We start from the raw sequence: 20,581 nt of genomic DNA, 5'->3' as shown, positions 1-20,581 counted from the left end.
GGCGCCCCGGCGCAGCGGTTCGAGCACGTCGTCCCAGGCGGTTCCGAGCAGCCGGTGCAGGCCCCGGGAGAGCGTCTCCCGGGCTTCCCCCCGTTCCAGCAGAGCCCGCAGCGCCGCCTCCCCCACGACGACGTCCCCGTTCGCGGCGATCGCGGCGCGGTGCAGCCCTAGATCGGGGGTGTAGGAGTACCGCTCGGCGTCACACCCTGGTGAGGGTCCCTCGACGGTCTCGAACGTGACATGCCCGAGCCGGCGCAGCGCGCCAGCCACCCGCCCCGCGGTAGCAGGCGACGCCCGCCACTCCAGCCCGGCGAAGAGAAATCCGGGCATGCCGGGCTGCGCCGTCCAGGTCAACGACACTGGCGACGACAGAACGCCGGACACGGTGAACTCCAGGTGCGGGCACAGCGCCGGCGGACAGGCGAGAACCGCCAGCTTGCCCGGCACGGCGAAGGACGACGAGCCGGATGACAGCTCACGAGCTGTCGGGGACATTGCGACCACGCGGGACCTCCGTCGACGAGGAACGCCTTCCCCTGCGCCCGTCGACCCGCCCCCGTTCGGCTGAGTGAATCGTCCCATGGTCCGGCTCAGCGGACTAGCCCTACCTCCTCCTGAAGTATCACTAAATGGCCGGACGTCTTGTCCGCACCAACCATTGGTGACGGGCTCGGGATGGGCCGATCGGGCAGGTCATCCGAGGAGGCGGGTCACCCGAAAAGATCAGGCGACGACGGCCGACGAGCCGCCGGACCGACGAGCCGCCGGACCGGTAGACCCGGGAGTTACGAACCGGTTACGGAGGTCCCGCGGACGGACCCTCGGAGGGCGCGGGACGGGCCCCGACGGTCTTGTCCGCCTGGTCCGCACCGCCGAACAGGCCGCCGAGGCCGCCGAGGGCGGTGGTCAGCTCGCTGGGCACGATCCACAACTTGCTCGCCTGCCCCTGGGCGATCCGCGGCAGCGTCTGCAGATACTGGTAGGCTAGCAGTTTCTGGTCCGCGTCACCCTCGTGGATCGCCCGGAAGACGGTGTCGATCGCCTGGGCCTCGCCCTGAGCGGTGAGGATCTGCGCCTCCCGCTCCCCCTCGGCCCGCAGGATCGCGGCCTGCTTCTCCCCCTCGGCCCGCAGGATCTCGCTCTGCTTGACGCCTTCCGCGGTCAGGATCGCGGCCCGGCGGTCCCGCTCGGCCCGCATCTGCTTCTCCATCGAGTCCTGGATGGACTTCGGCGGATCGATGGCCTTGAGCTCCACCCGGTTGACCCGGATTCCCCACCTTCCGGTGGCCTCGTCGAGCACGCCGCGCAGCTGCCCGTTGATCTGGTCCCGCGAGGTGAGAGTCGCCTCCAGGTTCATCCCACCGATCACGTTGCGCAGAGTGGTGACGGTCAGCTGCTCGATCGCCCGGATCACGTTCGCGATCTCGTAGGTCGCCGCCCGCGGGTCGGTGACCTGGAAGTAGATCACCGTGTCGATCCCGACCACCAGGTTGTCCTCGGTGATCACCGGCTGCGGCGGGAAGCTGACCACCTGCTCCCGAAGGTCGATGCGGTCACGAACCCGGTCGACAACCGGGACCAGGATCGCGAGGCCCGGCGTCAGCGTGCGGTGATACCGGCCCAGCCGTTCGATGACCATCGCGCGCGCCTGCGGCACGATGCGCACCGCCCGGACCAGAAAAATCAGTAGGACCACCGCGATCATCGCGGCGGCGATCACTCCTGCCATGGCGTACCCCTCACTGTCAGCCCCCTCGATGTCGGCCGGCCCGATGCCGGCCGGTTGAAGGCCTGCCGGCCCGATGCCGGCGCTGTCACATCCACTGGCATCGCCGGGGGCGCCGGGGCCCCGGTCGTCAGAGCTCGAAACTGTGGACGATGGCGGTGGCACCATCGATGCGCAGCACCCGCGCCTCGCTGCCGGCCTCGAGCACGGTGGTGGTGGGGTAGGACCGGGCCGACCAGATCTCTCCTTTGATCTTCACGCGACCCCCGCCGCCGTCGACCCGCTCCACCACCATCGCGCGCTCTCCGACGAGCGCGTCGGTACCCGTGAGCAGGGGCGGCGTACGTTGCAGCTGACGCTTCGCCACCGGACGCAGCCCCAGCCCGAATCCACCCGCCGCGACCACGAAGGCGACGATCTGCCAGACCAGATCGACGCCGAGCAGCGCGACACCGGCCCCGATGAGCGCGGCCAGCGCGAACATCGCCAGCGTCAGGTCCAGCGTCAGTAGTTCGCCGACGACCAGGGCGCCGGCGATGACGATCCAGATCGTCCCGTCGGACATGACTCCATGATAGACTGCGGCGTTCAGCAGGCGATCAAAGAATCTTCAAGGATCGCAGGCGCCGCGAACCCGGGATGAAGCGACCCCGGCCCGCGAATACCGTTCGGCCCGTAGGCTTCGGTCGTATGTCACAGGTATGGCCCGGCAGCCCCTATCCCCTGGGCGCCACATACGACGGATCGGGCACAAATTTCGCGATCTTCTCCGAGGTCGCCGACCGGGTCCAGCTGTGCCTGTTCGACGACGCGGGCAACGAGGAGCGGATCGACCTGCGGGAACGGGACGCCTTCGTCTGGCACGCCTACCTTCCCACCGTGGGACCGGGCCAGCGCTACGGCTATCGGGTCCACGGGTCCTACGACCCCGCCCGAGGGCTGCGCTGCAACCCCACCAAGCTCCTCCTCGACCCGTACGCGAAGGCGGTCGACGGGGAGGTCGCCTGGGACCAGGCGGTGTTCCCCTACACCTTCGGCGACCCCGACAGCGTCAACGACTCCGACTCCGGTCCCCACATGATGAAGTCGGTGGTAATCAGCCCGTTCTTCGACTGGAACGGGGACCGCCCGCCACGCCGGCCCTACAACGAGTCGGTGATCTACGAGGCGCATGTCCGGGGGCTGACCAAGAACCATCCCGGCCTGCCGGAGGAGTACCGCGGGACCTACGCGGGAGTCGCCCACCCGGTGATGATCGACCACTATCGCAAGCTCGGCGTGACCGCGATCGAGCTGCTGCCGGTGCACCAGTTCGTCCATGACGAGCATCTGGTCAGCCGCGGGCTGCGCAACTACTGGGGCTACAACTCCATCGCGTTCCTGGCGCCGCACAGCGGCTACTCCGCCTCCGGCGGCCACGGCCGCCAGGTGCAGGAGTTCAAGGGAATGGTCAAGAACCTGCACGAGGCCGGGATCGAGGTGATCCTCGACGTCGTCTACAACCACACCGCCGAGGGCAACCACATGGGTCCGATGCTGTGCTTCCGCGGCATCGACAACAGCGCCTACTACCGGCTCGTGGACAACCGTCCCCAGTACTACATGGACTACACGGGCACCGGCAACAGCCTGCGGGTACGACACCCACACGTGCTACAACTGATCATGGACTCGCTGCGTTACTGGGTCACCGACATGCACGTGGACGGGTTCCGGTTCGATCTCGCGGCGACCCTGGCCCGGGAGTTCTACGACGTCGACCGGCTGTCATCGTTCTTCGACCTCGTCCAGCAGGATCCGGTGGTCTCCCAGGTCAAGCTGATCGCGGAACCGTGGGACCTCGGCGAGGGCGGTTACCAGGTGGGGAACTTCCCCCCACTGTGGACCGAGTGGAACGGTAAATACCGCGACACCGTCCGCGGCTTCTGGCGCGGGCAGGACCACGGGATCGCCGAGTTCGCCTCCCGGCTGACCGGATCGAGCGACCTGTACGAGAACAGCGGGCGCCGGCCGTGGGCATCGATCAACTTCATCACCGCGCACGACGGGTTCACCCTGCACGACCTGGTCTCCTACAACGAAAAACACAACGAAGCCAACGGCGAGGACAATCGGGATGGTTCCGACGACAACCGGTCGTGGAACTGCGGAGTCGAAGGGCCCACCGACGACCCGACCGTCCTGTCCCTGCGCGCCGCGCAGACCCGTAACCTGCTGACGACGCTGTTGCTGTCCCAGGGGGTGCCGATGCTGGTCGCCGGAGACGAGATGGGACGCACCCAGCAGGGCAACAACAACGCGTACTGCCAGGACAACCCGATCTCCTGGCTGGACTGGTCCGACGCCGAGCGCAACGCCGACCTGATCGAGTTCACCGGCATGCTGTCAAGGCTGCGCCATGATCATCCGATCTTCCGCCGCCGCCGGTTCTTCCAGGGCAAGTCGCTGCGCGGGCAGGGCGGCACGACGCACGGCGCGGCCGAGGCGGTCACCGGCGGGCAGGCGGGCGGCCAGGACGCGGACGGCAGCGGCGGGCGCTCCGGCGACGACCCCGCCGTCAAGGACGACCCCGCCGTCAAGGACATCGCCTGGCTCCGCCCGGACGGCACGGAGATGTCCGACAGCGACTGGGAGTCCGGGACGGCGCGATCACTCGGCGTCTACCTCAACGGTGAGGGGATACCGGACCCCGACGCGCTGGGCCAGGCCATCATCGACGACTCGTTCCTGCTGTTCTTCAATGCCCACCACGAACCGGTCGGGTTCCAGGCGCCGGCGACCAGTTTCGGCAGTTCGTGGGAGATCGTCGTCGACACCCGGGCGTCGACGGCCGAGGTCGACGCCCGGCTCAGCGACACCGCGCTGCTCCACTCGGCCCTCGATCCCGCGAGCATGGGAAGGGCCGTGAAGGCCGGCGATCCCATCGAACTCGACGCCCGCTCGACCGTCGTGCTGCGCCGTGTCAGCTGACCCGACGCACCCGGACGGGGGGTACGGCGCCGACCGGGTGGTACCGACCGCCACCTACCGGCTCCAGCTCAATCTGGACTTCTCCCTCACCGATGCGGCGGTCGTCGTCCCCTACCTGGCCACGCTCGGCGTCTCCCACCTGTACCTCTCGCCCGTGCTGGAGGCCGCGCCCGGCTCGACCCACGGCTACGACGTCGTCGAGCACGGGCAGATCAATCCCGAGCTGGGAGGGGCCGGCGGTCTGCGCCGGCTCGTCGCCGCGTGCCGCAAGGCGGGACTCGGCCTGATCGTCGACGTCGTCCCCAACCACATGGCGATCGCCCCGGAAACGACGAACGCGGCTTGGTGGTCGGTGCTGCGCGAGGGACCCGAATCCCCCTACGCCGGCTGGTTCGACATCGACTGGGCCTCCCCCGACAACCCCGGCCGGGTGTTGGTGCCGATCCTGGGCGCCGGGCTCGCCGACTGCCTGGCTGCCGGGGAGATCTCCGTCGAACAGGACGAGGACGGCGACTGGGTCGTCGTCTACTACGACCACGTGCTGCCCGTCGCCGCGGGCACCGCCAACCCCGACGACGTCGCCGCGACCCTCGACGCGCAGTTCTACCGGCTGTGCTGGTGGCGGGTCGCCGCGACCGAGCTGAACTACCGGCGGTTCTTCGATATCACGACCCTGGCCGCGCTGCGCCAGGAGGACCCGGACGTGTTCGCCGCCACGCACCGGATTCTCATCGAACAGGTCCGCGCGGGGACCTTCGACGGGCTGCGCATCGACCATCCGGATGGGCTCGCGGACCCGGAAGATTACCTGCGCCGGCTGTCGGAGGCCACCGGCGGGGTGTGGACCGTCGTCGAGAAGATCCTGGAGGATGACGAGGCGCTGCCGGACACCTGGGCCTGCGACGGCACCACCGGCTACGAGGGGATCGGCCGGCTGACCCGGCTGTTTCTCGACCCGATGGCGGGTCACCCCCTCGCGGTGCTCTACGGCGAGATCACCCGTGCGGACCCCGACTACGAGGCCGAGGCGCGGGCCGCCAAGCTCGACGTCCTCGCGGGCGTGCTCCAGCCCGAGGTGGACCGGCTGACGAGCCTCGCGCTCGGGGAGGCCAGGGAGGCCCGGGCCGACCTCACCCGAACCGGTCTGCACGAGGCGATGTGCGAGATCCTCGCCGCCTTCGACGTCTACCGGGCCTACATCCGCCCGGACGGCACGCCGAGCCTGGAGGCCCGCGGGCACGTGGTCCGCGCCTGCGAGCAGGCCCGGTCCCACCTGCCGGGGCGGGCGACCGAGGTCGATCTTATCGAGGACCTGGCGCTGGGCGGACCGGCCGAGTTCGTCGTCCGGTTCCAGCAGACCTGTGGGCCGGTGATGGCCAAGGGCATCGAGGACACCGCCTTCTACCGGTATGCCCGGTTGCTGGCCCTGAACGAGGTCGGCGGCAACCCCGGCCGCTTCCCGGCGTTCACGACCGGGCACCCACGCAGCGCCGTCACCGAGTTCCACGAGGCGAACCTGTCGGTCCAGCGAAACTGGCCACTGACGATGACCACCCTGTCCACGCATGACACCAAGCGGTCGGAGGATGTGCGGGCCCGGCTCGCGGTGCTGTCTGAGGACCCCCGCGGCTGGGCCGAGGTGGCCGGCAGGCTCGCGCGGCTCGGGGAACGCCACCGCGACACCGAGCAGGGCTGGCCCGACCGGGTCACCGTCTACTTCCTGCTGCAGACCCTGGTCGGCGCCTGGCCGCTGCCCGCCGACCGGGCCACGCAGTACATGCTCAAGGCCGTCCGGGAAGCGAAGACCCACACGAGCTGGACCGACCAGGACCCCGGCTACGAGGCGGCCCTGACGAACTACATCGAGTCAGTGCTGGAGGACGACGAGTTCGTCGGCATCCTGGAGCGGTACGTCGCCACGCTGGTGGAGCTGGGCCGGCAGAACTCGCTGGCCCAGAAGCTGCTCCAGCTGACCATGCCAGGGGTGGCGGACGTGTACCAGGGCCAGGAGCTGTGGGATCTCTCCCTCGTCGATCCGGACAACCGGCGGGCGGTCAACTACGGTGACCGCACCAAGCTGCTCGCCGAGATCGGTGTGGAGTCGACCGCCGAGACCGGTGCGCCGCGGCGCCCGCCGACCCTCGACGACTCCGGCGCGGCGAAGCTGCTCGTCGTCGCCCGGGCGCTACGGACCCGCCGCGACCATCCCGAATGGTTCGGGGCGGACGCGATCTACCGGCCGCTGTGGGCCTCCGGCTCGGCCGCGGAGAACGTCGTCGCCTTCAGCCGGTCCGAGTCCGTCGTCACCGTGGTGCCCCGCCTCGTCCTCGGCCTGCGCCGCGGCGGCGGCTGGCGGGACACCACCATCCCCCTACCCGAGGGACGTTGGACGGACGTGCTCACCGGCCGCAAACATGACGGCGGCACCGCCTACGTGCTCCGGCTGCTACGCGACTTCCCAGTAAGCCTGCTCGTCCGCGCGTAGCACGCGGCAGGCCGGCCCCTGCCAACATCTGGTGGCCCGCGGCCCGGCTGGCAGGGGCGGCTCACGGCTGGGTCGCCTGCCTCTCACCGACCCTGAGCCAGACCGTTCAGCCGCCCGTGCGTTCCAGCGCGCGTGCGGCAAGGTCCCGGCAGCCGCAAGATGGTCCCTAGGTCATGGCAAGACCCTGGTCCCAGGCTCCTGGCAAATGACATCGCGCACCGGCTCACGCCCGTCATGTTGCAGTCCCTCGTAGGGATCATGAGGACGCGCCGGCGGGGTAGGGGCGATGAGGGCCTCGCCCTCAACCCGCGGCGCTTCCATCACTGGTGCGAGTTGCGATCCCTCGTAGGGGCGATGAGGACCCGAAAATCAACGCGCAGGTGGGACGGCGTGTCGTAGGCCCGGCGGAGGGGCGGGAGTGCAGCGAACCTCCGGTCGAACATCACGACAGCAAAATCATGGCATAACAGTGCCATACGATCAAGATGTGGAGGCATCGCGCGGCGGCTGCCCTCCCCTCCGGGGACTACCTCGCTGCCATCTCGGTGCCATCCGGCTCGGCATGCCGGGCAGCCGGGCGCCTTCGGCCGGGGACCGATGTCGTCACCATTGTCGCCGTCACGGCGTGTCCGACGGCTCTGGCAGGTAGACAAGACCGATGAGCACCCTGCGGCTGTGGGCCCCTGAGGCGAAGACGGTCAGCCTGGTCGTGGCGGGCTCCGCCGGCGACTCGACGCACGAGATGACCGCCGGGAAACGGGGGTGGTGGTGGGTCAACGTCCCGTCCGCGAAGCATGGCACGGACTACGCCTTCCTGCTCGACGACGGCAGCGAGGAGCTGCCCGACCCCCGATCGGCCTGGCAGCCGGGGCCACTGGGGGTTCACGGCCGGTCGCGGCTGGTTGACCACTCGACCTTCCCCTGGACCGACGGGACCTGGCGGGGCATCGCGCTGGCCGGCAGCGTGCTCTACGAGCTGCACGTCGGGACGTTCACCCCGGAGGGCACCTTCGACGCGGCCATCGGCAAGCTCGACCATCTCGTCGAGCTCGGCATCGACGCCATCGAACTGCTGCCGGTCAACGCCTTCCCGGGCCGGCACGGCTGGGGTTACGACGGCGTCGGTCTGTTCGCGGTGCACGAGCCCTACGGCGGCCCGGACGGGCTCAAGCGCTTCGTCGACGCCGCGCACGCTCGCGGCCTCGGCGTGATCATGGACGTCGTCTACAACCATCTCGGTCCGGACGGCAACTACCTCGGCCGCTTCGGCCCCTACTTCACCGACCGCTACAGCACTCCGTGGGGCCCCGCGGTCAACCTCGACGCCCCCGGCTCCGACGAGGTCCGCACGTTCATCATCGACAGCGCCCTGTCCTGGCTGCGCGACTACCACTGCGACGGGCTGCGTCTCGACGCCGTCCACGCCTTTCAGGACAGCCGGGCACTGCACCTGCTGGAGGAGATCGCCGAGGCGGTCCACCGGCTCGGCGCCCAGCTGCGCCGCCCGCTGTTCGCCCTCGCCGAGTCGGACCTCAACGACCCGAAGCTGGTCGCCGCACCCGAGGCCGGCGGGTACGGCCTGGACGGGCAGTGGTGCGACGACATCCATCACGCGCTGTGGGCAACCCTGTCCGGCGAACGGCAGGGGTACTACGGGGACTTCGGTTCGATCTCGACCCTCGCCCACGCGCTGACCAGTGGGTTCGTCCACGACGGCGGCTACTCGACGTTCCGCGGGCGCTCCCACGGCCGGCCGATCCCCCCGACCACGCCCGCCTACCGGTTCGTCACCTTCCTGCAGAACCACGACCAGATCGGCAACCGGGCCGCCGGCGACCGGGCGTCAGCCACGCTCAGCGACGGCCTGCTCCGGATCGGTGCGGCCCTGCTGCTCACCTCGGCGGTCACCCCGATGCTGTTCATGGGCGAGGAGTGGGGTGCCCGCACCCCCTGGCAGTACTTCACCGACCACACCGCCCCCGGGCTGGGGGACGCGGTGCGGGAGGGTCGGCGCGCCGAGTTCGCCGCCCACGGCTGGGAGCCGCAGGACGTTCCCGATCCCCAGGACCCGGCGACCTTCCAGCAGTCGAAACTCGACTGGTCCGAACCAAGCCGGGAGGGTCACTCCGACCTGCTGGACTGGCACCGCCGGCTGATCGCGCTGCGTCGCCGGCTGCCGGCGCTGACCGACCCGGCGTGGTCCTCGGTCGCGTGCACCTTCGACGAGGAGGCCCGCTGGCTGGTGGTCCGTCGCGGCGACGTGGCGATCGTCGTGAACCTGGCCGTCGAACGGCAGGCCGTCCCCCTCGACGGCGTCCCGTTCGACGCCCCGGCCGCATCCACCCACGGGTTCACCTACATGCCGGGACGGGTGGAACTCGACGGCGAGTCGGTCGTGATCATCCGCCTGCTCCCCCTGGCCGAGCCGACCGCTGGCTGACCCGTCCGCGCACCGGCCCTCAGCGCCGGGTGTGGTCCCTGGACAGCACGAAATAGAGTCCGCCCAGCACCGCCAGCCCCACCAACAACACCATGACGAGCAGCACGACGTAGGTTCCCATGCACCCATGGTCGCAGGCCTCGGCACGACCGCCAGCGGGTCGTCCACGCCCGGAACGGCGAACAGATACTCCGGCCTGGTCCGGCGTCCGGACCGCAGGCTCCGACACCCCACTCGGGTGCGGCGGCCGCACGTTCGGGCCGCGCACCCGGCCGGGTGCGTCAGCCGGGCAGCATCCCGGCGACGCGGCCCGCGGTGTCGTTCCCCGCCGCGGCGTCCCGGGCCAGCGCGCTCAGCCGGGACATGGCCCGCTGGTACTTCTTGCGATGCGGCCCGGCGAGCAGCTCCGCTCCGAACAGCTCCCCGAAGGGCACGCCGGAGGCCACGACCGGGATCGACCGGTCGTAGAGCCGGTCGGCGAGGACCACGACCCGCAACGCCACCGCCTGATCCTCGACCGGCACGACCCGGTGCAGGCAGACCAGGGTGACCCCGGCCACGAGCGCGCCGTACCGGGAGGGGTGCAGCCCGGCGAGGTGCTCGCACAGCGCGGCGAATCCGTCCTCGGTCGCCCCCTCCTCGGCAGCCGCCCGCGCGCCGACCTCGTCGTCGGTACACGGCGGGGGCGCGGCCGGAAGACCCCGGTGCCGATAGTCCTCCCCGTCCACCCGGAGTATGTCGAAGCTGGCCGCCAGACCCTGGATCTCACGGCGGAAGTCGGCGGCGGCGAACCGACCGGCACCGAGGTCCTCCGGCTGGGTGTTGCTCGTCGCGGCCAGGTGGACACCGGCCTCGACGAGCCGGGTCAGCAGGCTGGACACCAGCACCGTGTCGCCGGGATCGTCGAGCTCGAACTCGTCGATCGCGACCAGGCGCAGGCCCGCGAGGGCCCGCGCGGTCGCGGCGAATCCCAACGCGCCGACCAGGGAGGTCAGTTCTACGAACGTGCCATACGCCTTCGGACCGGGCACGGCGTGCCACAGCGAGGCGAGCAGGTGGGTCTTGCCGACGCCGAAGCCGCCGTCGAGGTACACCCCCGGCCGCATTCCGGACGGACCGGCGCTCCCGGAACGGCGCGGGCCCGATCCGAACGGGCCCGATCCGAACGGACCCGATCCGGACGGGCCCGATCCGGACGGACCCGACACCCCCGTCCCCCGGGTCAGGAGCCCGAACAGGCCGCCCTTCCCGGAACGGCCCGCATACCTGGAACGGCTGGAACGGCTGGAACGATCTGAACGGCTGGACCGCCCGGACGAGGCGGTCAACCGGTCGGCGAACGCGGACAGCGCCATGACCGCGGCGGCCTGGCTCGGCTCGGCCGGATCGGGCAGGTAGCCGGCGAACCGGACCGCGTCGAACCGGGGCGGCGGGACGAGCGCCGCGACCAGGTCCCCGGGCGGCACAATCGGCCGGCGATCGACGAGACGCTGCGCCACCCGCCCAGCGTACGGAGACGCCCGTACCCGTCGCCCCGGCCCGCGGTATCGCGGCCGACGTCACAACGACCGCGATACCACAACAGTTGATCGGCCCCGGGCCGGCCATGGGCTCGCCGCCGACCTGGGTTCGCCGCCGATCGGATGACCAGCACCGTCGCCCGTTACAGTCGGCCCGGTGCGACGTATCTTCCCGGTTCCACCCCCGTTCGCCGGTTCCGCGGGGGCCGCCGGGGCGGTGGCCCCCGGGAAGGCCGCAGCGACCACAGACGCCGCAGCGACCACAGACTCCACGGCCGCGGCGGGCGCCGGGCTCGCGAGGAAGGCCGTCGAGGACATCGAGGACATCGATCTCGACGAGGTGTACGCCTACCCCCCGTCCGCCGCGCATACCCCCTACATCCGGGCAAACTTCGTGGCCTCGGTCGATGGGGCCGCCGAGGTGGGCGGCCGCTCGGGCCCCCTGGGCGGGGAAGCCGACCTGCGGGTCTTCCGGTTGCTGCGCTGGCTCAGCGACGTGGTGCTGGTCGGTGCCGGCACCGCCCGGACGGAGAACTACGGGCCGGTGGTCATCCCGCCCGAACGGCGGGAGCGGCGCGTCGCCGCGGGGCTCGCGGCGGTGCCCCCGATCGCGGTCGTGACCGCGACGGCGGGCTTCGACCCGGGTTCCCGGCTGTTCCGCGGGGAGATCCGACCGGTGCTACTGACCTGCGAGACCGCGCCCCTCGATCGGCGCCGGCAGCTGGCGGCGGTCGCCGACATCGCGATCTGCGGCGGCAGCGCCGTTGAACCCGACCTCGCCGTCCGGGCCCTGGCGGAACGGGGAATGACCCGCATCCTCACCGAGGGCGGTCCGCTGCTGCACTCCCAGCTCGCCGCGGCGGGTCTCCTCGACGAGCTGTGCCTGACGATCGCCCCGGTACTGGCCGGACCGGGCCGACTCGGGATCATGAAAGGCGAGCCGTGGCCGGCACCGGCCGCGCTCACCCTGACCCAGATCCTCGCCGAGGACGACGTCCTGTTCCTGCGTTACCGGCGCTGAACCGGCACCGGCGTCATCCACAGGCGGCCGGACCGGCACCGGCGTCATCCACAGTCGCGTCGCCGCGCGGGCGCGGGCGGGCGAGCCGCTGTTAGCGTCGCCACCGGTAAACCTGATCACGATCTGGGTGGTGTGCGCATGACGGTGCCCGAGGGACGTCGCGCGACGGTGGCCGTCGCCCTGGCCCAAGCCCGGCGTGCCCGGCTGGACGTAGCCGCCGCGCTGGAGCGGATCTCGGCGGTCGGTGCCGAGGCCTGGGAGGGTCGTCAGGCCGAGGTCTGGCAACGCCGGATGCGGCGGCTCGCGGCGGAGGCGGCCATGGCCCTCGATCGGTGCGTGCAGGCCTGCGAGACAGCGCTGCAGGTCCGCGAGACAGCGTTCGCCCCGGCCGGCCCCGGCGGGCCGCGGAAGGTCGGCTGACGCGCATGCCCGGACCAAGCGGCCGGGTGCTCGTCGACCCCGACCGGATGCGTGTGCTGGTGTCCAGCGTGACCGAGGCCGGGGATCTGCTGCGCTCCTGGTCCCGCTCCCTCGTCGCGGCGTTGACGGATGCCGGGTTGCCGCCCGCCCCGGCGGAACGGCTCGGCGCGCTGGAGGACGAAGTCAAGGCCGAGGTCACCATGCTGCGGCGCCGGCTGCGTCTCGCCGAGGGCGTCGACGACGGGATCGGCATCACGATCAGGCCGACATCCGCCCCGCTTCGGCGGCCGGTGCACCGCGAGGCGCCGGGCATTCCTGGTACCTCCGAGGCGCCCCGCACCTCCGAGCAGGCCGTGGCCGCCGGACGGGCGTTGGCGCACTCGCTGCGGGGGGACGCGCCGGACCGGCACGGATCAGGCCGGGGCGGATCAGGCCGGGGCGGAACGGGCCGGGGCGGAACGGGCCGGGGCGGAACGGGCGGAAACGCCTCAGGCATGGTCACCCCGCGTGACGCGCTGACCGTGCTGCGGTCCCGGATGAACGACCCGGACTTCGTCCTGGGCTTTCACGACGCGCTGGGACCCGACGGGCTCGCGCGGCTGCTCTCCCGGGTGGAGGGACTGTCGCGGGGGCCGATGGTCCGCCGTCCACCCGAACCGCTCGGCTTCGACCGGCGGGAGGCCGAACGGATCCTCGGCGCCACCCTGGCCTCCTACAGCCACCGGCGAACTCTCGACGCCGCCTGGCTCGGTCGGTTCAACACCGCCGGGAGGACCGACACGGCCGAGACGGTCCTACTGACCCCCCTGCTCGCCTCGGCCCGCCTCGACAGCGCGCTGCTGGACCGGCTGGGCCGGATGGCCTTCGGGCCGGGTGACCGGCCGGGTAACGGGCCGGGTGACCGGCCGGGTAACGGACCAGGTGATGCCACGGTCGCCCCGTCGGCGCCGCACGACGTCGGCCTGCTCGCCCCCGCCGTGGCCGGGCCCACGAGCCGGGGCCGACCGACCGTCACCGACTACCAGGGGGTGCTGCTGGACGCCATCGCCGCGACCCCGGCGCTGGCCGCCCGGTTCGCGGCGGACCACATCGACACCATCCTGCGCGGCGCGGCCGTGCTCGCCCTTCCGCTGCCGGTGGATCTCGCGACGGCCCGATCCCTGGAAGATGCCTGGATCCGGCTGGTGGCCGCGGCGGGAAGCCAGGAGAGCCGCCGTGCCGATCCGCGGGCCTCGGCCTCGTTCGTCTCCCGGCTGGCCGGGGCCGTGCAGGCGACCGGTGACCGGCCATTGCTCCTCCGGCTGCGGGCGGCCCTCGTCCCGGCGCTACGGACCTATCGGGACGAGCTCTACGACGCCGTCACCGCCGTGGTCCCCGGTCCCACGGTGGACCCGCAGACCGGGGCCGCGGCGGCGCAGTCCGCCCTGGTCGAGCTGATCCCGCTCGAGGCGTGGGAGTCGCTGCTGCGGGAGTGCCTGCGCGGCGGGGCGCTGGCCGGTCTACTCGCCCAGGATGTCACGACCTACGGTCTTCATCTCGACGACCAGGTGGCCGCCTCGGTCCAGGGCTGGAAAACGGCCCCCGGCGGGTATTCGTCGAGCCCCCTGGCATTGGGCTACCTGCGGGTCGAACGCGCGCAGGCGTTCTTCGCCGGCGCCCTCGCCGATGCGACCGAGGCGGTGCTGCGCGAGCATGCCGACGCGGTCGGCGCCCACCGCCGGCAGCAGGCGGTGCTGCTCGACGTGCTCGGGGAGGTGGGCAAGTCCATCGATCCGACGAACCCACCGGGCACCTTCGTCCATCTGGGCGTCGGGGTCACCGTGGAGATGATCGAGGCCTGGATCCGGGCCCGTTACAGCGACCTGCCGATCACCCACCCCGCCCAGGTCGTCGCGGACCTGCGGGGCGCCTCCCGGGTCCTGCCCGGCTGGGCGGCGGCCTACGAGACCAGCGCCCGCCGGCTCTGGGCCCGCCGGGATCGTGACCCGCTCCGGCCGATCGCGGTGACCCCCGCCGGCGGGCCGTACCGCGTCTACACCGGCGATCCGAGGGCCGACGGGTTCATCACCTCGCCGGCGGAGAACTTCCTCGACGCCTCGGGGAATCCGCGTCCGTCCGCGCGGATGACGCCGACCCAGCGGCGTGCCTATGCCGCCTGGCTCGCGAGCCCGGCGATGGTCGCGAACAACGACCGCATCTCGTTTCTCGACGGCCGGGCCGGCAGCCGGGGATCCTCCCTGCCACCGGACTGGGGGCGGCAGCCGGGCTGACCCGGCCCCCGGCTCTCCCCGTCGCCACCGGCTAGATGATCATCCCGGCGCCGAGAGTGGTCCCGGTCGACTCGTCGATGAGCAGGACGCTGCCGGTGTTCCGGTTGCGGCGGTACAGGTCGTAGCACAGCGGGGACGTCGTCCGCAGGGCGATCCGGCCGATGTCGTTCAGACCCAGCGTCTCGACGGTCTCGTCGCGGTGCAGGGTGTCGATGTCGACGCGGTAGCAGATGTCGGTGACCATCGCCCGTACCGAACGGGTGGTGTGCTTGATCCCGATCCGGGCCCGGCGGCGCAGCGGGGCGTCGACCATCCAGGAGACCATCAGGTTGAGTTCCTGGCCGACGGTCGGCTGGTTCATCGGCCGGGCGATCATGTCGCCCCGGGAGACGTCCAGATCGTCCTCGAGCCGGATGGTCACCGACATCGGCGGGAAGGCCTCGTCAACCGGGCCGTCGAACGTGTCGATGCCGACGATCCGCGTGGTCAGCCCGGAGGGCAGGACGACGACCTCGTCGCCGGGCTTGAGCACCCCGCCGGCAACCTGACCGGCGTACCCGCGGTAGTCGTGCAGGTCGTCGTTCCGCGGCCGGACCACCCACTGCACCGGGAAGCGCACATCGATGAGGTTGCGGTCGGAGGCGATGTGGAGCTCCTCCAGGTGGTGCAGCAGCGAGCTGCCCCCGTACCAGGGAGTGCTCGGCGACCGGGAGACCACGTTGTCCCCACCCAGCGCGGAGATCGGGATCGTCGTGACGTCGACGATCTCCAGTTTCGCCGCGAAGTGCCGGAACTCCTCCTTGATCTTCTCGAAGACGTCCCGATCGAAGTCGACGAGGTCCATCTTGTTCACACAGAGCACCAGATGGGGCACTCGCAGCAAGGACGTCAGGAAGGCGTGCCGGCGGGTCTGCTCGACGACCCCCTTGCGCGCGTCGACGAGCAGCAGCGCGAGGTCGGCGGTGGACGCGCCGGTGACCATGTTGCGGGTGTACTGCACGTGCCCGGGGGTGTCGGCGAGGATGAACGACCGCCGGGGCGTGGCGAAGTAACGGTACGCGACGTCGATCGTGATGCCCTGCTCCCGCTCGGCCCGCAGACCATCGGTGAGCAGCGCGAGGTCGACGTAGCCGTCGCCGCGCTCCCGACTGGTCCGCTCGACCGCGGCAAGCTGGTCGGAGAACAGCGACTTCGTGTCGTAGAGGAGGCGCCCGATCAGGGTCGACTTCCCGTCGTCGACGGACCCCGCCGTCGCGACCCGCAGCAACTCGGCCATCAGAAGTACCCCTCCCGCTTACGGTCCTCCATCGCCGCCTCGCTGACCCGGTCGTCAGCCCGGGTCGCGCCGCGTTCAGTGAGCCGGGTGGTGGCCACCTCGGCGATGACCTCCTCGACGGTCGCCGCGGTTGACTCGACCGCTCCGGTGCAGGTGATGTCGCCCACCGTGCGATAGCGCACCTGCCGGGGCGCCGCCGTCTCACCGGCCAGGGGGCGGGTCAGCGGCGTGACCGCCAGCAGCATGCCGTCACGCTCGAACACGTCCCGGCGATGCGCGTAGTAGATGGAGGGGATCTCCAGCCGTTCCTGGGCGATGTACCGCCAGATGTCGAGCTCGGTCCAGTTCGACAGCGGGAACACCCGGATGTGCTCACCGGGGCGGTGCCGGCCGTTGTAGAGCGACCACAGCTCGGGGCGCTGGTTCTTGGGGTCCCACTGGCCGAACTCGTCCCGGAAGGAGTAAACTCTTTCTTTGGCCCGCGCCTTCTCCTCGTCCCGGCGCGCGCCGCCGAACACCGCGTCGAACTTGTTGTCGGCGATGGCGTCGAGCAGCACCGGTGTCTGTAGCTGGTTACGTGAGGCTCCCGGACGGGTGTCTTCGGTGAGCACGCCCTCGTCAATGGCGGCCTGGACGGAACCGACCACCAGGCGGGCGGCGAGCTCCGCCGCCCGCCTGTCCCGAAACTCGAGGACCTCGTCGAAGTTGTGCCCGGTGTCGATGTGCAGCAGGGGGAACGGCAGCTTCGCGGGCCAGAAGGCCTTCTGCGCGACCCGGAGCATGACGATCGAGTCCTTCCCGCCACTGAACAGCAGGGCGGGACGCTCGAACTCCGCGGCCACCTCGCGGAAGATGTGGACGGCCTCGGCCTCAAGCATCTGCAGCTGGGTGAGCTCGTAACCCATCACCGGCACGCGAAACCCCCCGTCGAGGCGATGTGTCCCACCAAAGTAGCGGACACGGCGGCCCTGCCGGCGGTTCCGGCGGCATTACGCCCCTCACGGTGGACCCGTATCCACGACCGACGCCATCCAGAACAACCATGGATCGACAATCGCCACCCTCCGCGGCCGCTCCGAGGGCGCTCCGCAAGCACGCGCCTCAACCGCCGGAGCCCCCCGCGGCGCCGATCGCCCGGAGAACCTCCGATGCCCAGCTCGCAGCACAGATGACCAGGTCGGGCAACAGCGGGTCGGGCTGGTTGTACCGCGGCGGCGAGCCGTCCAGCCGGCTGGTGTGCAGCCCCGCCGACCGCGCGACCGCCACCGGGGCGGCGGAGTCCCACTCGTACTGGCCGCCGGCGTGCAGGTAGATCTCGGCCTCCCCGCGGATGACGGCGCAGGCCTTCGCACCGGCCGAACCCATCGGGACGATGGTGGCGCCCAGTGCCTCCGCGACCTCCGTGACCAGCTGTGGGGCCCGGGTCCGGCTGACCACGATCCGTGGCGGACGCGCCTCGGCCAGCCGCGGCGGCAGCCCGCCCGCGCTGGACAGCGTCAACCCGAGCGCCGGCAGCGCCACCGCGCCCGAGACGAGCTCGCCGGCCTGCCAGAGCGCGACATGCACCGCCCAGTCCGACCTGCCGGGCTCGGCGAACTCGCGGGTGCCGTCCAGGGGGTCGACGATCCAGACCCGCTCCGCGGACAGCCGCGCGACGTCGTCAACGCCCTCCTCGGACAGCACAGCGTCCCGCGGGCGGTGCCGCGCCAACGCCCGGGCCAGGAGCTGATGCGAACGCGCGTCCCCGGCGTCACGCAGGGTCGCGGGTTCGGCGAACCCGACCTCCTCCCTGATCCGCAACAGCAGTTTGCCGGTGTCCGTGGCCAGCCGTCGGGCCAGGACGTCGTCATCGAGTTCGTCGGTCGCGATGTCGACCGGCACGGTGGACGGCGGGCGGGTGTCATCGGTGTTCATTGGGATGGAGTCTGTCACCAGCTACCGTCGCAAGTGTGAGTACCACCTCCCATCCCGCCCCCGGTCCTGATCACCACCCCAGGTCCGGTGCCAACGGTGCCGCCAGTGCGACCGGCGGATCCGGCAAGTCCGGCGGGTCCGGACCAACCCCCGTCCTGGCGACGCCGGCCCGGGGCGCGGAGCTGACGGCCGCGTCGGTCGCCTGGCCGTCGCTGGCCCTGCGCCCGACCCAGCTCGCCGAGCTGGAACTGCTGCTGCTCGGTGCCTTCGGGTCGGAACCCGGTTATCCCGAGGACCCCGAGATCAACGGCGTGCCGGTGCCGACCCTCGTCGTCGGCGCGGCCGAGGCCGAGGCACTGACACCGAGTTCCACGGCGGCCCTGCGGGACACCGAGGGAGTGATGATCGCGGCGCTGCACCTCCGAACGACCATTCCCCTGCCGGACCAGCCGGGGGGGTCGGACGGACCCCGGGTCCGGCTGGTCGGCACGGTCGAGGGCATCCGGCTGCCCCACCACCCCGATCACCCCGGCCTGCGGCTCACCCCGGCCCAGGTCCGGGCCGAGCTGCTCGCCCGAGGCTGGATCAGCCTCGAGGCGGGTTCCGGCGCGTGCTGGGCGGTGTGGGCGGACGGCCTGCTCCACACGGCGGACGTGGGCCGGATCCGGGCGCTGACCCGGCAGGGCAAACGGTGTGTCGTCCTCGCCCCGGTGGGTGGCGCCGATCCCGCGGACGCCGAGCATCACCTGCGGGTCCGTTGCCTGCTCGCCGCTCTCAAAGCGGTTGACGCCCCGTTGCGGGCCGCCGAGGCGACGCTCTCCCCGGAGGCGCTCGCCGCCGACGCGATCAGCCCGCCGGGTGTTGCCGGCCGGCGGTCGGAACCGCAGCCGGACCCCTACCGGCGGCCGAAAGCCGGCGAGGCGGGAACGCCGGAGCACCGCAGCCTGCTGGTCCTCGTTCCGGTCATCCCGTCGGAGGCGCTGGCCACCCCCCGCGAACCGGGCATGAGCGCGACGGTCCTGAAAACATCCGCGAAACCGAGCGACGCGGCGGCGGGGGTACCGGGCCCGGCCACGGCCGTGACGCCCGCCCCCCCGGCGCCGACGGACCTGGCGGACATCGCGTGGGCGGCGGCGGGCGCGGCCTGGACAGGCGTGGAGACGGCGGCAAGCTCCGCCGACGAACTGGCGAAACTCGCCGCCCAGCGGGCGCATCTGGCCAGCTTCTACGGCCTGACCGGCAGCCTCATCGGGCCGGCGATCGGGGCACCCGGGCGGATGGAGCTGGCCTCGCTGCTCGACGCTGGCAACCCGATACCGGCCGAACTGACCCCGCCGACGGTGGCCGCGGAGCTCTCCCGCGCCATCCCACCACGTTCGAAGCGGGGCCTGACCGTGTTTCTCACCGGGCTGTCCGGCTCCGGGAAGTCGACGCTGGCCGGCCTGCTCGTCTGCCGACTGCTGGAATACGGCGGACGCCGGCTCACTTTGCTCGACGGGGACGTCGTGCGGACCCACCTGTCCCAGGGACTGGGATTCTCCCGCGCCGACCGCGATATCAACGTCCGACGGATCGGCTTCGTCGCGGCCCAGGTCGCGGGAGCCGGAGGCACCGCGGTGTGCGCGCCGATCGCGCCGTACGCCGACGTGCGCGCCCAGGTCCGGGGGATGGTCCGGGCCGCAGGCGGCGGATTCGTGCTGGTACACGTGTCCACACCGCTGGAGGTGTGCGAGGCGCGGGACCGCAAGGGGCTCTATGCCAAGGCGCGCGCAGGCGTCCTGCCCGCCTTCACCGGCGTGTCCGATCCGTACGAGACGCCGACCGACGCCGACGTCACGGTGAACACCGCGGAGCTCTCCGCCGAGGACGCCGTGGACCGGATCATCGACCACCTACGCCACGCTGGCTGGCTGGATAGCTGATCATGCGGGCCCCCTAATACGCCCCCTCGCGACGCAGCACGGCGAACACGGTACGCCAGAGGATGACGAAGTCCATCGCCAGTGACCAGTTCTCGACGTAGCGCAGGTCGAGACGGACCGACTCGTCCCATTCGAGGTCCGACCGACCGCTGATCTGCCACAGCCCGGTCAGCCCCGGCTTCACCATCAGCCGGCGGTGCACGTCGTCCTCGTAGCGGGCGACCTCCGACGGCAGCGGCGGACGCGGCCCCACCAGCGACATCGTGCCGCCCAGCACGTTGAACAACTGCGGCAGCTCGTCGAGCGACCACTTGCGCAGGAACTTCCCGACCTTGGTGATCCGCGGGTCGTCACGCATCTTGAACAACAGCCCCTCGGCCCGCTCGTTGCGGGACTCCAGCTCCGCCTTGCGCGCCTCCGCGTCAACGAACATCGACCGGAACTTGTACATCGTGAAGTGCTCACCACCCCGCCCCACCCGGATCTGCTTGAACAACGCCGGGCCGCGGCTGGTCAGGCGCACCGCGAGCCCGAGACCGAGCAGCAGCGGGGAGAACAGCAGGATGATCGTTCCGGCCACGCACCGGTCGAAGAGCATCTTCATCACCCGACGGGTA

General features: G+C 71.4%; 15 protein-coding genes. 7 read left to right on the top strand and 8 right to left on the bottom strand.

Going from position 1 to position 20,581, the window contains the following annotated elements; genetic code table 11:
• The 3 genes from AC08OO_RS04590 to AC08OO_RS04580 all read right to left on the bottom strand — a co-directional run.
• Nucleotides 1-495: DUF3145 family protein (locus AC08OO_RS04590; protein WP_476618260.1), on the bottom strand; the 495-nt coding region annotated here is incomplete at its 3' end.
• 301 nt (nucleotides 496-796) lie between these two features.
• Nucleotides 797-1,729, bottom strand: a complete 933-nt coding sequence (locus tag AC08OO_RS04585) for an SPFH domain-containing protein (protein WP_476610067.1) — start codon at nucleotides 1,727-1,729, stop codon at nucleotides 797-799.
• Between the two features lie 127 nt (nucleotides 1,730-1,856).
• On the bottom strand, nucleotides 1,857-2,291 hold the full coding sequence (locus AC08OO_RS04580; RefSeq protein WP_476608010.1) for an NfeD family protein: 435 nt from the start codon (nucleotides 2,289-2,291) through the stop codon (nucleotides 1,857-1,859).
• Nucleotides 2,292-2,416: 125 nt separating this feature from the next.
• On the opposite strand from AC08OO_RS04580, the gene glgX reads away from it, so the two are divergent.
• From glgX to treZ, 3 genes are all read left to right on the top strand, one after another.
• Nucleotides 2,417-4,696 (top strand): glycogen debranching protein GlgX, encoded by a 2,280-nt coding sequence (glgX, locus tag AC08OO_RS04575; protein ID WP_476618259.1) that lies wholly within the window; start codon nucleotides 2,417-2,419, stop codon nucleotides 4,694-4,696.
• Nucleotides 4,686-7,181: a malto-oligosyltrehalose synthase gene (treY, locus tag AC08OO_RS04570; RefSeq protein WP_476610064.1), complete on the top strand. Its 2,496-nt coding sequence runs from the start codon at nucleotides 4,686-4,688 to the stop codon at nucleotides 7,179-7,181. The genes glgX and treY overlap by 11 nt, the downstream gene beginning before the upstream one ends.
• 658 nt (nucleotides 7,182-7,839) lie before the next feature.
• Nucleotides 7,840-9,621: a malto-oligosyltrehalose trehalohydrolase gene (gene treZ, locus AC08OO_RS04565; protein WP_476606227.1), complete on the top strand. Its 1,782-nt coding sequence runs from the start codon at nucleotides 7,840-7,842 to the stop codon at nucleotides 9,619-9,621.
• A 281-nt stretch (nucleotides 9,622-9,902) separates the two neighbouring features.
• On the opposite strand, the gene zapE is transcribed toward treZ, so the two are convergent.
• Entirely contained in the window at nucleotides 9,903-11,120 is a 1,218-nt protein-coding gene (gene zapE / locus AC08OO_RS04560) for a cell division protein ZapE (protein ID WP_476610063.1), read from the bottom strand.
• Nucleotides 11,121-11,298: 178 nt separating this feature from the next.
• On the opposite strand from zapE, the gene AC08OO_RS04555 reads away from it, so the two are divergent.
• From AC08OO_RS04555 to AC08OO_RS04545, 3 genes are all read left to right on the top strand, one after another.
• A complete protein-coding gene (locus AC08OO_RS04555; protein ID WP_476610062.1) occupies nucleotides 11,299-12,162 on the top strand; it encodes a pyrimidine reductase family protein in 864 nt (287 codons plus the stop codon).
• A gap of 138 nt (nucleotides 12,163-12,300) precedes the next feature.
• Nucleotides 12,301-12,582, top strand: a complete 282-nt coding sequence (locus tag AC08OO_RS04550; RefSeq protein ID WP_476606224.1) for a hypothetical protein — start codon at nucleotides 12,301-12,303, stop codon at nucleotides 12,580-12,582.
• Nucleotides 12,583-12,587: 5 nt separating this feature from the next.
• Entirely contained in the window at nucleotides 12,588-14,852 is a 2,265-nt protein-coding gene (locus tag AC08OO_RS04545; RefSeq protein WP_476610061.1) for a hypothetical protein, read from the top strand.
• A 31-nt stretch (nucleotides 14,853-14,883) separates the two neighbouring features.
• On the opposite strand, the gene AC08OO_RS04540 is transcribed toward AC08OO_RS04545, so the two are convergent.
• The 3 genes from AC08OO_RS04540 to AC08OO_RS04530 all read right to left on the bottom strand — a co-directional run bounded on the left by AC08OO_RS04540 (nucleotide 14,884) and on the right by AC08OO_RS04530 (nucleotide 18,042).
• Nucleotides 14,884-16,128, bottom strand: coding sequence for a sulfate adenylyltransferase subunit 1 (locus AC08OO_RS04540; protein WP_011435785.1), 1,245 nt, complete (start codon nucleotides 16,126-16,128; stop codon nucleotides 14,884-14,886).
• Nucleotides 16,128-17,042, bottom strand: a complete 915-nt coding sequence (gene cysD, locus AC08OO_RS04535) for a sulfate adenylyltransferase subunit CysD (protein WP_011435784.1) — start codon at nucleotides 17,040-17,042, stop codon at nucleotides 16,128-16,130. Before cysD ends, AC08OO_RS04540 begins: the two co-directional genes overlap by 1 nt.
• A gap of 187 nt (nucleotides 17,043-17,229) precedes the next feature.
• The gene (locus AC08OO_RS04530) at nucleotides 17,230-18,042 is read right to left on the bottom strand and encodes a 3'(2'),5'-bisphosphate nucleotidase CysQ (RefSeq protein ID WP_476606220.1); all 813 of its coding nucleotides are present in this window, start codon (nucleotides 18,040-18,042) and stop codon (nucleotides 17,230-17,232) included.
• A 35-nt stretch (nucleotides 18,043-18,077) separates the two neighbouring features.
• Between AC08OO_RS04530 and cysC the strand changes: the two genes are divergently transcribed.
• Nucleotides 18,078-19,964 (top strand): adenylyl-sulfate kinase, encoded by a 1,887-nt coding sequence (gene cysC / locus AC08OO_RS04525; protein ID WP_476618258.1) that lies wholly within the window; start codon nucleotides 18,078-18,080, stop codon nucleotides 19,962-19,964.
• A 13-nt stretch (nucleotides 19,965-19,977) separates the two neighbouring features.
• Here cysC and AC08OO_RS04520 read toward each other — a convergent pair.
• Nucleotides 19,978-20,581, bottom strand: a 604-nt coding sequence (locus AC08OO_RS04520; protein WP_476611775.1) for an exopolysaccharide biosynthesis polyprenyl glycosylphosphotransferase, incomplete at its 5' end; no start/stop codon positions are given.

The sequence above is a fragment of the Frankia sp. CeCAU1 genome, assembly GCF_977971845.1.
This window is presented reverse-complemented; position numbering and strand designations above follow the sequence as displayed.

Coding starts and splice junctions, on each gene's coding strand:
- AC08OO_RS04550 (WP_476606224.1), top strand. CDS start 12,301: ATGACGGTGCCCGAGGGACGTCGCGCGACGGTGGCCGTCGCCCTGGCC.
- glgX (WP_476618259.1), top strand. CDS start 2,417: ATGTCACAGGTATGGCCCGGCAGCCCCTATCCCCTGGGCGCCACATAC.
- AC08OO_RS04540 (WP_011435785.1), bottom strand. CDS start 16,128: ATGGCCGAGTTGCTGCGGGTCGCGACGGCGGGGTCCGTCGACGACGGG.
- AC08OO_RS04545 (WP_476610061.1), top strand. CDS start 12,588: ATGCCCGGACCAAGCGGCCGGGTGCTCGTCGACCCCGACCGGATGCGT.
- AC08OO_RS04530 (WP_476606220.1), bottom strand. CDS start 18,042: ATGAACACCGATGACACCCGCCCGCCGTCCACCGTGCCGGTCGACATC.
- AC08OO_RS04585 (WP_476610067.1), bottom strand. CDS start 1,729: ATGGCAGGAGTGATCGCCGCCGCGATGATCGCGGTGGTCCTACTGATT.
- treZ (WP_476606227.1), top strand. CDS start 7,840: ATGAGCACCCTGCGGCTGTGGGCCCCTGAGGCGAAGACGGTCAGCCTG.
- AC08OO_RS04580 (WP_476608010.1), bottom strand. CDS start 2,291: ATGTCCGACGGGACGATCTGGATCGTCATCGCCGGCGCCCTGGTCGTC.